Origin of the sequence: Bacteroides sp. 2_2_4, from assembly GCF_000157055.1 — a bacterium.
Classification (GTDB): Bacteria; Bacteroidota; Bacteroidia; order Bacteroidales; family Bacteroidaceae; genus Bacteroides; species Bacteroides ovatus.
This window is the reverse complement of record NZ_EQ973366.1, coordinates 138,503-154,701: the sequence shown is the minus strand read 5'-3', so window position 1 is coordinate 154,701 and position 16,199 is coordinate 138,503. Positions and strand designations below refer to the sequence as shown.

The window sequence follows — 16,199 nt, the reverse complement described above, 5'->3', positions numbered from 1 at the left end:
TAAACGATAATCTTTCAAATTGCAATATTCAGTTTGCAGATATTGTTAGGAATTTATAAAAGAGTTTCAATTAGGGAAAAATTTCTCTAATACCTTCTTCCTTTCCAAAGAAAGTATTACTTTTGTAGCCGGATTTACAAGGGGGTATCCAAAGCTCCCCATGTTAAGGTGAAAAGAGATAGAAAACAAAATACCAATTTTAATTAATTCAAAAGAAAATGGCAAATTTAGATTTAAGCAAGTACGGTATCACAGGTGTGACCGAGATTGTGCACAATCCGTCTTACGACGTTTTGTTCGCTGAAGAAACAAAACCAGGTTTGGAAGGTTTCGAAAAAGGCCAGGTAACTAACATGGGCGCTGTAAACGTAATGACTGGCGTTTATACAGGACGTTCTCCTAAAGATAAATTCTTCGTAAAAGATGAAACCAGCGAAAATACAGTATGGTGGACTTCTGAAGAATACAAAAACGACAACAAACCAGTTGACGCAAAATGTTGGAAAGCAGTTAAAGAATTGGCAACTAAAGAATTGTCTAACAAGAGACTGTTCGTTGTTGATGCTTTCTGTGGTGCTAACGAAAACTCTCGCTTGAAATTGCGCTTCATCATGGAAGTTGCATGGCAAGCTCACTTCGTAACAAACATGTTCATCCGTCCGACAGCTGAAGAATTGGCTAACTTCGGTGAACCTGATTTCGTTATCATGAACGCTTCTAAAGCTAAGGTTGAAAACTACAAAGAACTGGGTTTGAACTCAGAAACTGCAGTTGTATTCAACTTGACTGAAAAGATTCAGGTTATCCTGAATACTTGGTACGGTGGTGAAATGAAGAAAGGTATGTTCTCTTACATGAACTACTTGTTGCCTTTGAACGGTATGGCTTCTATGCACTGCTCTGCTAACACTGACAAAGAAGGTAAGAGCTCTGCTATTTTCTTCGGTCTGTCTGGTACAGGTAAGACTACTTTGTCTACTGACCCGAAACGTCTGTTGATCGGTGATGACGAACACGGATGGGATGACGAAGGTGTATTCAACTTCGAAGGTGGTTGCTACGCTAAGGTTATCAACTTGGATAAAGAAAGCGAACCAGACATCTGGAATGCTATCAAACGCGATGCACTGTTGGAAAACTGTACAGTTAACGCTGAAGGCGAAATCAACTTCGCTGACAAGTCAGTAACTGAAAACACTCGTGTTTCTTATCCTATCTATCACATCGAAAACATCGTTAAACCGGTGTCTAAAGGTCCTCACGCTAAACAAGTTATCTTCTTGTCAGCTGACGCATTCGGTGTATTGCCTCCAGTATCTATCTTGAACCCGGAACAAACTCAGTACTACTTCCTTTCTGGCTTTACAGCTAAATTGGCTGGTACAGAACGTGGTATCACTGAACCGACTCCGACATTCTCTGCTTGTTTCGGTGCTGCTTTCTTGTCATTGCACCCAACTAAATATGGTGAAGAATTGGTTAAGAAGATGAAGAAAGCTGGTGCTAAAGCATACTTGGTGAACACTGGTTGGAACGGCTCTGGCAAACGTATCTCTATCAAAGATACTCGTGGTATCATTGACGCTATCCTTGACGGTTCTATCGACAAAGCTCCTACTAAGGTTATGCCTTACTTCGACTTCGTTGTTCCTACAGAACTTCCGGGTGTTGATCCGAAGATCCTTGACCCGCGCGACACTTACGAATGTGCTTGCCAATGGGAAGAAAAAGCAAAAGATTTGGCTGGACGTTTCATCAAGAACTTCGCTAAATTTACTGGTAACGAAGCTGGTAAGGCTTTGGTTGCTGCTGGTCCGAAACTCTAATTGGAGAATCAGATATAATATGGAAGGCGGTTCGATTTCGAACCGCCTTTTTTGTTTATGCCTGTGCCTTTCTATGAGAATAAATGCTGTTTGTTTAAAACTTTTCCCTATATTTGCCAAAACAGGAGTACTAACCTTTAAAGGCGGTTATGGTATATCTAGCTACTGACAAACAGACCTATGCGGATCTAAGCATTACAGAGACTGCTAATAATGAGCAATTTCTTTTCTCTTTGTTTTCCAAAACAGAGACAAAAGAAGGAAAAGCGCTGATGTTGAACTGGATTATGTATCCGCTAAGTGATTTGGGGGAAATCCGTAAAAGACAGGAGGCTATTGTCTGGGATGCTTTGCCCGAACTTCTTTTGAATGAAGAAGAGCTGGATTTTATTGAGTATTACCTGGCTTATCGTGACCAGATACGGGAAGCTCATATTTTACTTTCATGTGCTACTGTTATCGACCGTCTGGTGCGATATGATTCGACCCGTTATGTGATCTGCAGAGGGGTGAAATTAGTGGTTCATCTCTTGCATTGTCTGAAGGAATGGGCGACAGAACTACCACAGGGCGCCCCGCAACTCATGAAAGAATCTGCTGCTATGATTGATAATATTCTCCATGGAAGTGAATTGGAGGAAGTATTGGAGCAGACCTCTGATGAGGAAAAACGACTATCTAACTTTGTCATAGACAAATTCGATTATCTGTTCCGGTGTACTCGGTTGTTATCTTTGAAGGAACTTCTGTCTGTTATATATCTACTTGATGTCTGCCGTACAGCTCACCGGGTGGCAAAAGAGAAGAACTTCTGTTGTATGCCGATAATGGTACCGACAATGGACTTCTCGGTGGAGGGAGTCGTTCATCCTTTTGTGAAAGATGCGCAGCCAAACAGTTGGCAGATGTCCCGGGGAAATATATGCATTTTTACAGGCTCTAATATGGCGGGAAAGTCAACAACTTTAAAAGCATTGACCTTGGCTGTCTGGTTGGCACATTGCGGTTTGCCTGTTCCTGTGAAATCAATGATTTGTCCTCTTTACGAGGGGATTTATACCTCTATTAATCTGCCGGATTCTTTGCGGGACGGACGAAGTCATTTTATGGCGGAAGTACTCCGTATTAAAGAAGTGATGCAAAAAGCTGTGACCGGAAAACGCTGTTTGGTGGTATTAGATGAGATGTTTCGCGGGACGAATGCTAAAGATGCGTTTGAAGCCTCCGTTGCCGTCAATGAATTACTGAAAAGCTTCTTTCATTGTCATTTCTTGATATCGACACATATTTTGGAATATGCGAAAGCCTTTGAAAAGGATTCTTCCTGTTGCTTTTATTATATGGAAGCAGAAATTATTGATGATGCGTTTGTCTGTCCTCATCGGTTGTTGTCAGGGATTTCAGAGGCCAGAGTCGGGTATTGGGTCGTGAAAAAAATACTGTCGGATGGTTTGATGTAATTTTACCTCATTATAGAGGTTGTTGAGATTCTGTTTTATTTTTATTAGATATATATTTTGACTACTTTTGTACAGACTATAAATAGGTTATTAATCTTAAATAACGACGCGACGACCATGAAGAATTTTTATTTCCTTCTTATTAGTTCCCTATTCCTTACCTCCGGGCTTTATGCGGGAGAAACAGATTATACTCAAGGACTTTCCATCTGGTTTGATACTCCGAATACTTTGCAGGGATATGCTGCCTGGTATGGCGGAAGACCGGATTTGTGGAAAGATGAAAATAAACCGGTAACAGCAGGAAGCGGACATAATCTGGATGCCAGTTGGGAGTCACAGTCATTGCCTATTGGTAACGGTAGCCTCGGCGCAAATATTATGGGATCGGTGGAAGCCGAACGTATCACTTTCAATGAAAAAACGCTTTGGCGCGGTGGTCCGAACACAGCGAAAGGTGCGGACTATTATTGGAATGTCAATAAACAATCGGCCCATCTTTTAGATGAAATACGCAAAGCATTTACAGAGGGAGATCAGAAAAAGGCTGAAATGCTAACGCGACAGAACTTCAATAGTGAAGTGTCGTATGAAGCTGACGGAGAAAATCCTTTCCGTTTCGGTAGCTTTACTACAATGGGAGAGTTTTATGTAGAAACCGGACTGAATATGATAGGAATGAGCGATTATAAGCGCATTCTTTCTTTGGATTCGGCTATGGCAGTCGTACAATTCAAAAAGGATCGTGTGGCTTATCAACGCAATTTTTTTATCTCTTACCCCGCCAATGTAATGGTGGTACGTTTCAGCGCGGATCAATCGGGGAAACAAAATCTGGTTTTCAGTTATGCGCCCAATCCCCTGTCTACCGGCAGCATGGTTTCTGATGGAAATAAAGGACTGGTTTACACAGCTTCTTTGGATAATAATGGAATGAAGTATGTTGTGCGCATCCAGGCAGAAACAAAAGGAGGAACACTGTCTAATGCAGATGGAAAGTTGACGGTGAAGGATGCAGACGAAGTTGTATTTTATATCACAGCGGACACTGACTATAAGATTAACTTTGATCCGGATTTCAAAGATCCGAAAACATATATAGGCGTTAATCCCGAAGAAACGACAAAGCAGTGGATGAATAATGCAGTGGCGCAGGGATATACAGCTTTATTCAATCAACATTATAATGATTATGCTACTCTGTTCAACCGGGTTCGGCTGAATCTGAACCCAGCGGTGAAAGGAGTGAATCTGCCTACTTCCCAACGTCTGAAAAATTATCGGAAAGGACAGCCGGATTATTATCTGGAAGAGTTGTATTATCAATTTGGACGTTATCTTCTGATTGCCAGTTCCCGTCCGGGCAATATGCCTGCTAATCTACAGGGGATTTGGCACAATAATGTCGATGGACCGTGGCGTGTGGATTATCATAATAACATCAATATCCAGATGAATTATTGGCCTGCTTGTTCTACCAACTTGAATGAGTGCGTGCTTCCGTTGATTGACTTTATCCGTACACTGGTGAAACCGGGGGAGAAGACTGCACAAGCTTATTTCGGAGCAAGAGGATGGACGGCATCTATCTCCGGCAATATTTTCGGCTTTACCACTCCGTTGGAAAGTCAGGATATGTCGTGGAACTTCAATCCGATGGCAGGTCCCTGGCTGGCTACTCATATATGGGAGTATTACGACTATACAAGAGACTTGAAATTTCTGAAAGAAACCGGCTATGAACTAATAAAGAGTAGTGCGGATTTTGCAGTCGATTACCTGTGGCATAAGCCGGATGGAACCTATACGGCTGCTCCGTCCACTTCGCCCGAGCATGGTCCTATCGATCAGGGAGCTACTTTTGTGCATGCCGTAGTGCGTGAAATTCTGATGGATGCGATTGAAGCAAGCAAAGTGTTGGGTGTAGATAAGAAAGAACGTAAGCAATGGGAGCATGTGCTTGCCAATCTCGTTCCCTATCAAATAGGTCGTTATGGTCAGTTGATGGAATGGTCGGTGGATATTGATGATCCGAAAGATGAACATCGTCATGTGAATCATCTGTTCGGCCTGCATCCGGGACATACTGTTTCTCCGGTCACTACTCCCGAACTGGCGAAAGCTGCTAAAGTGGTATTGGTGCATCGTGGTGATGGTGCTACCGGTTGGAGTATGGGTTGGAAGTTGAATCAGTGGGCGCGTTTGCAGGATGGTAATCATGCTTATACTTTATTCGGCAATTTATTGAAGAACGGAACCATGGATAATTTGTGGGATACGCATCCGCCTTTCCAGATTGATGGGAACTTTGGTGGGACAGCGGGAATCACCGAAATGCTGCTCCAAAGTCACATGGGCTTTATTCAATTATTACCGGCTTTGCCGGATGCATGGAAAGACGGTTCTATCAGTGGTATCTGTGCAAAAGGAAATTTTGAGGTGGATGTGATCTGGGAGAATCATCAATTGAAAGAAGCTGTTGTACGCTCTAATGCAGGAGGCGACTGTGTCATAAAGTATGCGGATCAGACTATCTCCTTTAAAACTGTGAAAGGACGCAGTTATCAGATTGGATATGATGCAGCCAAAGGGCTCATTAAAAAATAAACACAAAATATCGGAAAATTAGAAAGAAAGGATGGTACTGGAGTATTTAAAATTATTCGTGACATTTGCGAAGATTGGAATGTTTACTATTGGTGGCGGTTATGCCATGATTCCGTTGATTGAACGGGAGATTGTTAACAAGCAATGGATGAATAAAGAAGAATTTATGGAGATGTTTGCTTTGACGCAGTCGCTTCCGGGTGTGTTTGCAGTGAATATTTCTATTTTTGTAGGATATAAGTTGTATAAGGTGGGTGGTAGCCTGGTGTGTGCATTGGCTACGATTCTTCCCTCTTTCGTTATCATGATGCTGATAGCCATGTTTTTTGCACAGTTTCAGGATAATGAAGTGATGATTCGTATCTTTAATGGAATACGTCCTGCCGTGGTAGCATTGATTCTGTTTCCTTGCATTTCTGCTGTTAGAGCTTTGAAACTGAAGTGTTTTCAGTTGATTGCTCCTGCCATAGCTACCGTGTTGATCTGGCAGTTCGGCTTATCACCTATTTATATTGTGGTGGCCGGAATTATAGGGGGATTGGTATATACATTATGGTTGAAAGAAAAAATAGCGAATAAACAGGTATGATATATTGGCAATTACTTTGGGTGTATCTTAAAATAGGTATGTTCGGTTTTGGGGGTGGATATGCGATGCTTTCCCTGATTCAACATGAAATAGTGGATCTTCATCATTGGCTGACTCCTCAACAGTTTACGGATGTGGTCGCAATTTCGCAGATGACTCCGGGACCGATTGGCATAAATAGTGCTACTTACGTAGGTTATGCGGTAACACAAAGTGTTTGGGGAGCTGTGTTGGCCACTGTAGCCGTTTGCTTGCCTTCTTTTATTTTGGTGTTGCTCATTTCTTATTTCTTTGCGAAGTGTAAGGATAATAAGTATATTAAAGCGGCTATGTCTGGACTGCTTCCTATGTCGGTCGCGCTGATTGCTTCGGCTGCATTACTTATGATGAATAGAGAGAATTTTATAGACTATAAAAGTATCGGTATTTTCGCAGCCGCCTTTTTGGTTACATGGAAATGGAATCTTCATCCTATTCTGTTGATTTGTCTGGCGGGTGTGGTAGGATTACTGTTGTATTAGTAATACTTATGGGAAAAAGAGCCCCCCGGTTGAACACTGCGTTTAACCGGGGGCTCTTTTATAATATTATGAAAGAATAGTTAGTTCTTGTTTGCACGTTTACGTTCGATTTCGTCCAAAATCACTTTACGCATACGCATTGCTTTAGGAGTAACTTCTACATATTCATCTTCCTTAATATATTCCAGTGCTTCTTCAAGTGAGAACTGGATAGGTGGAATCAGGCGTACTTTATCATCCGAACCGGAAGCACGCATATTCGTCAATTTCTTCGATTTGGTTACGTTGATAACCAGGTCGTTGTCATGAGAGTGTTCGCCTACTACTTGTCCTGCATAAACTTCGTCCTGCGGGAAGATAAAGAATTTACCGCGATCCTGCAATTTGTCGATGGCATAAGCAAAAGCTGTTCCGCTTTCCATAGCAATCATAGAACCGTTCGTACGACGTTCGATTTCTCCTTTGTGCGGTTGATATTCTTTGAAGCGGTGTGCCATGATGGCTTCGCCGGCAGAGGCAGTCAGTACATTGGTACGCAAACCGATGATACCGCGTGAAGGCATATTGAACTCAAGATTGATACGTTCACCTGTATTTTCCATCTTGACCATTTCACCTTTACGGCGAGTAACCATATCTATAATTTTGCTGGAATATTCTTCCGGTACGTTGATGGTCAGTTCTTCAATCGGCTCGCATTTCACACCGTCGATTTCTCTGAAGATAACCTGCGGCTGACCTACCTGCAATTCATATCCCTCTCGGCGCATTGTTTCAATTAATACAGAAAGGTGGAGTACGCCACGGCCGGAAACAATCCATTTACCGTCTTCTTCACTTTTTCTTACGCGGAGAGCCAGATTCTTGTCGAGCTCCTTCATCAGACGGTCGTGGATATGACGTGAAGTCACAAACTTGCCATCTTTACCGAAGAAAGGAGAATCGTTGATAGCAAACAGCATACTCATGGTCGGTTCGTCGATTGCGATTGGCGGCAATGCTTCCGGATTCTCGAAATCACAAACAGTATCTCCAATTTCGAAACCGTCGATACCTACCAGTGCGCAGATGTCACCGGAAGAAACTTCGTTTGTTTTCACGCGGCCTAAACCTTCGAAAACATGGAGCTCTTTGATTTTGCTCTTGAGCATATCACCGTTACGTTTCGCAAGCGTTATATTCATACCTTCTTTTAATGTACCGCGATGTACGCGGCCTACAGCGATACGACCGGTATAAGAAGAATAATCCAGAGAAGTAATCAACATCTGGGGAGTACCTTCCAATTGTTTGGGTGCCGGAATATTTTCGATGATACAATCCAGTAGCGGAGTAATACTGTCAGTCTGTTGCTTCCAGTCGGTGCTCATCCAGTTGTTCTTGGCGGAACCGTAAATCACGGGGAAGTCTAGCTGATCTTCCGTTGCGTTCAAGCTGAACATCAAGTCGAAAACCATCTCGTAAACTTCTTCCGGGCGGCAGTTAGGTTTATCTACCTTATTAACTACCACAATGGGTTTCAAACCGATTTCGAGCGCTTTTTGCAGTACGAAACGAGTCTGTGGCATCGGACCTTCGAAGGCATCTACCAACAGAATACAGCCATCGGCCATATTCAATACACGTTCTACTTCACCACCGAAGTCGCTGTGTCCCGGAGTATCAATAATATTAATTTTTGTACCGTTGTAATTGATGGATACGTTTTTGGAGAGAATCGTTATACCACGTTCACGTTCCAAATCGTTGTTATCCAGGATAAGTTCACCACTATTTTGGTTGCTGCGGAATAAATTTCCGGCCAATAGCATCTTGTCAACCAGCGTTGTTTTCCCATGGTCAACATGGGCAATGATTGCAATGTTTCGAATATTTTGCATATAATACCTATTATTTGGCTGCAAAGGTACGAAAATAGGATTAGAAATATGCGCAATGATAGCAATTTTTTCTTGTAAATCGTTGTGTGATATAAAGATAATGCCTATCTTTGCACGCTCAAAAGAATAATTTATCAATTAAAATTCTAAGAATTATGTATTTAGACGCTGCTAAAAAGCAAGAAATCTTCGGAAAGTACGGAAAGTCTAACACTGACACCGGCTCAGCTGAGGCCCAAGTGGCATTGTTTTCCTACCGTATTTCTCACCTGACTGAGCACATGAAGCTCAACAGAAAAGATTATAGTACTGAAAGAGCGTTAACGATGTTGGTAGGTAAGCGTCGTCGCTTACTCGACTACCTGAAAGCAAGAGATATCGAAAGATATCGTGCTATTGTTAAAGAGCTCGGTTTGCGTAAGTAATCTACTTGTCGCGAAAAGATTTAAAGCCGTTCCTCATGATAGAGGAACGGCTTTTTTTTAGTTTCTTCTTTTTCTTCCTGATAGTCGTATTTTCTTCGGTTATAATTGTGTTCATCTAAAGATTTTGCTATTTTTGCAGCTTAATTATTATAATTTATCACCTTTGATAACTAAAATGCTTTCAAAATGGATACAAGTAAGATTGTTGGCGAGAAAATTAAAGCCCTCCGCGAAGATAAATCAATAAGCATAGAAGAGTTGGCGCAACGTTCAGGTTTGGCTATCGAACAGGTTGAACGTATTGAGAATAACATTGATATACCTTCTCTCGCACCGCTGATTAAGATTGCGCGTGTGTTGGGAGTACGTCTGGGTACTTTCCTTGATGATCAGGATGAAGTCGGACCGGTCGTATGCCGTAAGAAAGAAGCCAAAGATGCGATCAGTTTTTCCAATAATGCGATTCACTCTCGCAAACACATGGAATATCACTCGTTGTCCAAGTCAAAGGCGGACCGTCACATGGAACCGTTTATTATCGATGTGATGCCGACGGAAGATACTGACTTCGTGCTTTCTTCTCATGAAGGAGAAGAGTTTATCATGGTTATGGAAGGTATCATGGAAATCAGCTATGGCAAGAACACCTATCTGCTGGAAGAGGGTGATAGCATTTATTATGATTCCATTGTTCCTCATCATGTACATGCTTATGAGGGACAGGCTGCAAAAATCTTGGCAGTAGTTTACACACCGATTTAATGAAATAGTAGGAACCAAGACTTAAGTATAATTACATGCAATTATTTGATCGTACTTTGGGGCAGTGGCTGGAACACTGGGCTGAAGAGACTCCCGATAAGGAATATATCGTATATTCCGACCGAAATCTCCGTTTTACCTGGAGTCAGTTGAACCGTCGTGTGGATGATATGGCAAAAGGGCTTATTGCCATTGGTGTGGAACGTGGTACCCATGTGGGTATCTGGGCGGCTAATGTTCCCGATTGGTTGACATTGCTATATGCCTGCGCGAAGATTGGTGCGGTATATGTTACAGTGAATACGAACTACAAGCAATCGGAATTGGAGTATCTTTGCCAGAACTCGGATATGCATACGCTTTGTATTGTGAATGGTGAGAAGGATAGTGATTTTGTGCAGATGACATACACGATGCTTCCTGAATTGAAGACTTGTGAGCGTGGACATTTAAAGAGCGAACGCTTTCCGTATATGCGAAATGTAGTATATGTAGGTCAGGAAAAACATCGTGGTATGTATAATACAGCGGAGATCCTGCTGTTGGGAGATAATGTGGAAGATGACCGTTTGAACGAACTAAAAAGCAAAGTGGATTGTCACGATGTAGTAAATATGCAATATACATCGGGCACTACCGGCTTCCCGAAAGGGGTGATGTTGACACATTATAATATCACCAATAATGGATTTCTGACGGGGGAACACATGAAGTTCACGGCAGATGACAAACTTTGTTGTTGCGTTCCGTTGTTCCATTGTTTTGGGGTAGTATTGGCTACCATGAACTGTCTGACTCATGGTTGTACACAAGTGATGGTAGAACGTTTCGACCCGTTGGTTGTGCTGGCCTCTATTCATAAAGAACGTTGTACGGCTCTTTATGGTGTGCCGACTATGTTTATCGCCGAGTTGCATCATCCGATGTTCGATCTCTTTGATATGTCTTGTCTTCGTACAGGTATTATGGCCGGTTCGCTGTGTCCTGTCGAACTGATGAAGCAGGTAGAAGAGAAAATGTATATGAAGGTGACCAGCGTCTACGGATTGACAGAAGCCGCTCCCGGTATGACGGCCACCCGTATTGATGATCCGTTCGATGTACGTTGTAATACGGTAGGACATGATTTCGAATTTACGGAGGTGAAGGTGATTGATCCTGAAACAGGTGAAGAATGTCCGGTTGGGGTACAAGGTGAAATGTGTAACCGTGGTTATAATACCATGAAAGGATATTATAAGAATCCGGAAGCAACGGCGGAAGTGCTTGATGAAAACAACTTCTTGCATTCCGGCGACTTGGGTATTAAGGATGAAGATGGAAATTACCGGATTACCGGACGTATCAAAGATATGATTATTCGTGGTGGCGAGAATATTTATCCGCGCGAAATAGAAGAGTTTCTTTATAAGCTTGACGGAGTGAAAGATGTTCAGGTGGCTGGTATTCCTTCTAAAAAGTATGGTGAGGCAGTCGGAGCATTTATTATTTTGCAGGAAGGAGTACAAATGCAGGAAGCCGATGTACGTGATTTCTGCAGAAATAAGATATCCCGTTATAAGATTCCGAAATATATTTTCTTTGTGAATGAATTCCCGATGACGGGTAGTGGAAAGATTCAGAAGTTCAGATTGAAAGATCTGGGACTGCAACTTTGCAAGGAGCAGGGAATAGAGATTATTTAGAAACTCATGATTATTTAAAGACACACAAAGTTTTTTGATTATAAACAGTGAACGGTGAACTCTCTGCAATCAATTATGCGGTTTGTTCACCGTTCACTATTTGTATGCTCTTATCCGGTTTTGTCTCCGGCGTCAAGTTGCGTGTTATTAAATGAAATCATCGCCCAGTTGCATTTGGGCATCGTTTACATATTTACGGATGGCATGTTCTTCATCTTTGCGACAAATCAAAAGAACGTTGTCCGATTCGGCTATCAGAAATCCTTCCAGTCCATCGATAACGGCCAGTTTGCCTTTCGGAAGTACTACCATATTATCTTTACTGTTATATATAAGTGAATGGCACTTCAGCGTAACATTGCCTTCCGGGTCTCTTTCCGATAAATCATAAAGTGATCCCCAAGTTCCAAGATCGGACCAGCCAAAATCTCCTAATGATACATACACATTATCCGCTTTCTCCATAATGCCGAAGTCGATGGATACATTAGGACATGCTGGGAAGTTTTCTTCGATGAATGCTTTCTCCTTGTCGGTGGCATAAATATCTTTTCCCGGTGCCAGTTTGGAAGCTAATTCAGGCAGTAAATCTTCACTTGCTTTGATGATTGTATTTACATTCCACATAAATAGGCCGGAATTCCAATAAAATTCTCCGCTCTCTACAAATACTTTAGCTAATTCCAGTTCCGGTTTTTCAGTGAATGTTTTTACTTTATAGAAGTTTTCTCCTGCGGGTTCGTCTATTTGTATATATCCATACCCTGTTTCCGGGCGATTGGGTTTAATTCCTAATGTCAGTAGCTTTTCCGAGCGTGAAACAAAATCAAGTCCTTTTTCGATAGCGGCAAGAAACTCATCCTCTTTTAAAATTAAATGGTCTGAAGGAGCGACTACGATATTGGCGTTCGGGTTCAGTGCCCGGATGTGGTAAGCGGCCCATGCTATACACGGAGCTGTATTTCGTCTTGCGGGTTCCAGCAGAATCTGTTCTTCGTTCACTTCGGGCAATTGTTCCTTCACTAAGCCCGCATACATTGCATTGGTAACGATGAAAATATTTTCTGTTGGGATAACCTTTTGGAACCGGTCGAAAGTCTGTTGTAAAAGTGAACGGCCCGTTCCGAAGAAATCTAAGAATTGTTTGGGCAATGTTTTGCGGCTAAACGGCCAGAAGCGGCTTCCAATGCCGCCACCCATAATCACGCAATAATTATCCTGGTTTGTCATGATAGTGACTCTATTTTAAAGTTTCTGCTAATGTACGGTTTATTCTCTGAATAGAGAAGTGTTTAAGATATGTTTTATTATTTTTTTCCCTTTTTTTTGCCAAACTATTGTGGATTCAAAATAATGTCGTATCTTTGCACCGCAATTGAGAAATCAAGTATGCGCCCAGATGGCGGAATCGGTAGACGCGCTGGTCTCAAACACCAGTGGATTCACTTCCATCCCGGTTCGACCCCGGGTCTGGGTACGAATAAACCCTGATAATCACCTGATTATCAGGGTTTTCTGCTTTTATAGGGCGTACTAAATGTGTACTGAATGACGAATACAAAGAAAAGGTGTACTTTAATAGTTTTCTTCCCCATATCTTTATAATTTCTTAACGCTTATCCTATCTTTTCTTCCTTATTATTGCCGATGTTTTCGGGAAAAGTGAGATTCTTACCTTATATTTGTAGTAAGAACGTTTAAAGGCACACGATTATGGAAAATCATATAGAAACCAATTTCAGAGAAATACAGAAGATATTAGATAGTTGTATAGCTCATGACTATAAAACTAAAGTAGATGCACTATTTTTAAAACGTGAATATTTGACGCAAGCCCAGCTAAAGGATTATTTGCGACAAGAAATTTTCCGTGTGACTGAAAATATTGTAGCCATCCAACAAAAATACCGTGTCGTGCGTAACATTGTATTGGATATGGATATTCCCGATTTTTTGTGGGAAAGTGGTTATTTTGAGGACTTGAATTCTGATGAAAGAAAAAAGTATATCGGTTTCCGCTGCTCTGATTTTGATATGGATGCATATTTGCATGAACCGTCCTGTTATGATGGGCGGCTTCCCTATTTGTCCATTATCGTTAATCTTGTCGTGCTTTCCAAGTATTTGCGCTATCTGCAAGAACAGGAAAGCAATTACCATACAGATGCGGTTGCCATCCAAGAGCAAGCCTTGCCAAAAGAGAAAGAGGAAAGTGCAGATACTAATCCAACCAAGATTGTGGGCAAAAGCAATCCTTTCAAGTCCACGTTGAAAGCCAATGAAATCAAACTTCTGACCGACTGTGTGAATGAAGCGAATATGTTTACTACTACCGTCAGTGCCAAAATACTTACCGATTTTTTCAACTGCAAACTGAATGGGGTATTGAAAGTTAATAATACCCGTCTGTTAGCCTATCTTATGATGCAACTTAGCTGTTATAATTACATCGTTTATGAATGGCAGTCTGTTATAGCAAACAATAAGCTGATATTGAAGAAGATAAAAGGTGAACCGCTTACACGTACTGACCTGTCGAGTGCGACAGACCAAGCGAAAAATATCTATCCGAAAGGATATGAAATCATAGACAAATACATCAAACAACTGCAAAAAGGTTGAGCATAGATTGAACGCTCAAACAAAGGTCAATTAGACTTCATTTTCAAGCTCTTAACTTTGCCCCCGTTAACAAAAAAACGAGGGTGCGCACCTTCATATTGTTTCACCTAAATTCCTAAACAATATGGAAAGAGATTTAGAGTTAAGAGTTTCCGAACTCGAAAAAATGTTGTTCCTTTCAAAGAACGTGCTTAGCTTCGATGAAGCGAGCATGTTTTTGAACCTTTCTAAAAGTTACCTGTACAAGCTGACTTCGGGTAACTTGATACCCCATTACAAGCCGCAGGGCAAAATGCTTTATTTTGAGAAAGCGGAGTTGGAAGCATGGTTACGTCAGAACCCGGTCAAGACGCAGGCGCAGATAGAGCAGGAAGCGCAGAAGTATATCCTTAACCGTCCTCTAAAGAAATAACGGCTATGGAAAATAGAAAAGCGACAGAAGCCGGGCAGGACGTCACCATGCAGAAAGAGGATTTCGCAGCCCTTTGGAAAACCATTCATCTAAAGGTTACGGACACTTACGAAGTACCGCCCGAAATACTCTGGGTGAACGGCTCTACCATTGGCACGCTGGGTAATTTCAGCGCATCCACGGGTAAAGCCAAGAGCAAAAAGACATTCAACATTTCCGCTATCGTTGCGGCAGCGTTGAAGAATGACGAGGTACTGAAGTATTCGGCATACCTGCCACCGAACAAACGGAAAATCCTCTATGTAGATACCGAGCAGAGCAAATACCATTGCCATAAGGTCATGGAGCGTATTTTGCGCCTTGCCGGATTGCCTACCGACAAGGACAGGGACGATTTTGTTTTCATCGTGCTAAGGGAGCAGACCCCCGACAAGCGGAAACAGATTATCGGCTATATGCTTGAAAATATGCCCGATGTGGGGTTACTCATCATTGACGGAATCCGTGACTTGATGTACGACATCAACAGCCCCAGCGAATCAACCGACCTAATCAACCTCTTGATGCGCTGGTCAAGCGGATATAACCTGCATATCCACACTGTTCTACATTTGAACAAGGGGGATGACAATACAAGAGGACATATCGGTACGGAACTGAACAACAAGGCTGAAACCGTCCTGCAAATCACGAAAAGCCAGCAGGACGGCAACATAAGCGAGGTAAAGGCGATGCACATACGTGACCGGGAATTTGACCCGTTCGCATTCCGTATCAATGACAACGCTTTACCCGAAATCGTGGATGATTATGTATTCCAACAACCTAAGCAGGACAGGAATTTTCCGCTTACGGAACTGACTGAACAGCAACACCGGGAAGCGTTGGAGAACGGTTTCGGCAAGCAGGTGGTACAAGGCTATTCCAATGTCATAGCGGCATTGAAGCAGGGTTATGCGAGTATCGGCTACGAGCGTGGACGCAATGTCCTTGTGTCACTTAACAAGTTTCTTGTGAACAAGCGTATGATTGTGAAAGAGGGCAAGGGCTACCGCTATAATCCCGATTTCCATTATTAAAAGTCAGTTTGGTTTAGTCCGGGTGTATATACAAGAGGAACGGACTTACTATTTCCCTGTATCGGAACAGGCAGGTTTAGTATGGTACGGGTATATATATAACGGACTAAACAGGACTGGTGCACTTTTCAACTATTTTTTAATCCCCAAAAAAGAAAATGTTATGAATATCGAAGATGTGAAACAAATACCCATCGCAGACTATCTGCACAGTTTAGGCTACTCTCCTGTCAAGCAGCAGGGCAACGGCTTATGGTACAAATCACCGTTCAGGGAGGAACACGAACCGTCTTTCAAGGTGAACACTGACCGCAACCTTTGGTATGACTTT

At 42.1% G+C, this 16,199-nt stretch carries 13 protein-coding genes, 1 tRNA gene and 1 pseudogene; 13 read left to right on the top strand and 2 right to left on the bottom strand.

Features of this window, described 5'->3' with window-relative positions; all coding sequences use genetic code 11:
* The first annotated feature begins 218 nt into the window (after positions 1-218).
* From pckA to BSCG_RS05740, 5 genes are all read left to right on the top strand, one after another.
* Positions 219-1,826: a phosphoenolpyruvate carboxykinase (ATP) gene (pckA, locus tag BSCG_RS05720; RefSeq protein ID WP_004302393.1), complete on the top strand. Its 1,608-nt coding sequence runs from the start codon at positions 219-221 to the stop codon at positions 1,824-1,826.
* A gap of 149 nt (positions 1,827-1,975) precedes the next feature.
* Complete coding sequence (locus tag BSCG_RS05725) at positions 1,976-3,286, top strand: MutS-related protein (RefSeq protein ID WP_008776968.1); 1,311 nt, start codon at positions 1,976-1,978, stop codon at positions 3,284-3,286.
* 117 nt (positions 3,287-3,403) lie between these two features.
* Positions 3,404-5,893, top strand: a complete 2,490-nt coding sequence (locus tag BSCG_RS05730; RefSeq protein ID WP_008776967.1) for a glycosyl hydrolase family 95 catalytic domain-containing protein — start codon at positions 3,404-3,406, stop codon at positions 5,891-5,893.
* Positions 5,894-5,924: 31 nt separating this feature from the next.
* Entirely contained in the window at positions 5,925-6,482 is a 558-nt protein-coding gene (locus BSCG_RS05735; RefSeq protein WP_004310700.1) for a chromate transporter, read from the top strand.
* Positions 6,479-7,003, top strand: coding sequence for a chromate transporter (locus tag BSCG_RS05740; RefSeq protein WP_004296410.1), 525 nt, complete (start codon positions 6,479-6,481; stop codon positions 7,001-7,003). The genes BSCG_RS05735 and BSCG_RS05740 overlap by 4 nt, the downstream gene beginning before the upstream one ends.
* An 80-nt stretch (positions 7,004-7,083) precedes the next feature.
* Here the strand turns inward: BSCG_RS05740 and typA are convergent, their stop codons facing one another.
* A complete protein-coding gene (gene typA, locus BSCG_RS05745; RefSeq protein ID WP_004302390.1) occupies positions 7,084-8,883 on the bottom strand; it encodes a translational GTPase TypA in 1,800 nt (599 codons plus the stop codon).
* A 155-nt stretch (positions 8,884-9,038) separates the two neighbouring features.
* Here typA and rpsO point away from each other — a divergent pair, with 155 nt between their 5' ends.
* From rpsO to BSCG_RS05760, 3 genes are all read left to right on the top strand, one after another.
* Positions 9,039-9,308: a 30S ribosomal protein S15 gene (gene rpsO / locus BSCG_RS05750; protein ID WP_004296393.1), complete on the top strand. Its 270-nt coding sequence runs from the start codon at positions 9,039-9,041 to the stop codon at positions 9,306-9,308.
* Positions 9,309-9,494: 186 nt separating this feature from the next.
* Positions 9,495-10,070 (top strand): helix-turn-helix domain-containing protein, encoded by a 576-nt coding sequence (locus BSCG_RS05755; protein WP_004296396.1) that lies wholly within the window; start codon positions 9,495-9,497, stop codon positions 10,068-10,070.
* 35 nt (positions 10,071-10,105) lie between these two features.
* Entirely contained in the window at positions 10,106-11,755 is a 1,650-nt protein-coding gene (locus BSCG_RS05760) for an AMP-binding protein (protein WP_008776966.1), read from the top strand.
* Between the two features lie 147 nt (positions 11,756-11,902).
* Here the strand turns inward: BSCG_RS05760 and BSCG_RS05765 are convergent, their stop codons facing one another.
* A complete protein-coding gene (locus BSCG_RS05765; protein ID WP_008776965.1) occupies positions 11,903-12,985 on the bottom strand; it encodes a mannose-1-phosphate guanylyltransferase in 1,083 nt (360 codons plus the stop codon).
* A 163-nt stretch (positions 12,986-13,148) separates the two neighbouring features.
* Between BSCG_RS05765 and BSCG_RS05770 the strand changes: the two genes are divergently transcribed.
* The 5 genes and pseudogenes from BSCG_RS05770 to BSCG_RS29045 form a co-directional block, all read left to right on the top strand.
* Positions 13,149-13,232, top strand: a tRNA-Leu gene (locus BSCG_RS05770).
* 236 nt (positions 13,233-13,468) lie between these two features.
* Positions 13,469-14,377, top strand: coding sequence for a hypothetical protein (locus tag BSCG_RS05775; protein ID WP_007479974.1), 909 nt, complete (start codon positions 13,469-13,471; stop codon positions 14,375-14,377).
* Between the two features lie 124 nt (positions 14,378-14,501).
* Positions 14,502-14,789 (top strand): helix-turn-helix domain-containing protein, encoded by a 288-nt coding sequence (locus tag BSCG_RS05780; RefSeq protein WP_008776964.1) that lies wholly within the window; start codon positions 14,502-14,504, stop codon positions 14,787-14,789.
* 5 nt (positions 14,790-14,794) lie between these two features.
* The gene (locus BSCG_RS05785; protein WP_008776963.1) at positions 14,795-15,868 is read left to right on the top strand and encodes an AAA family ATPase; all 1,074 of its coding nucleotides are present in this window, start codon (positions 14,795-14,797) and stop codon (positions 15,866-15,868) included.
* 163 nt (positions 15,869-16,031) lie between these two features.
* A pseudogene (locus BSCG_RS29045) lies at positions 16,032-16,199 on the top strand (DNA primase); the annotation flags it as partial.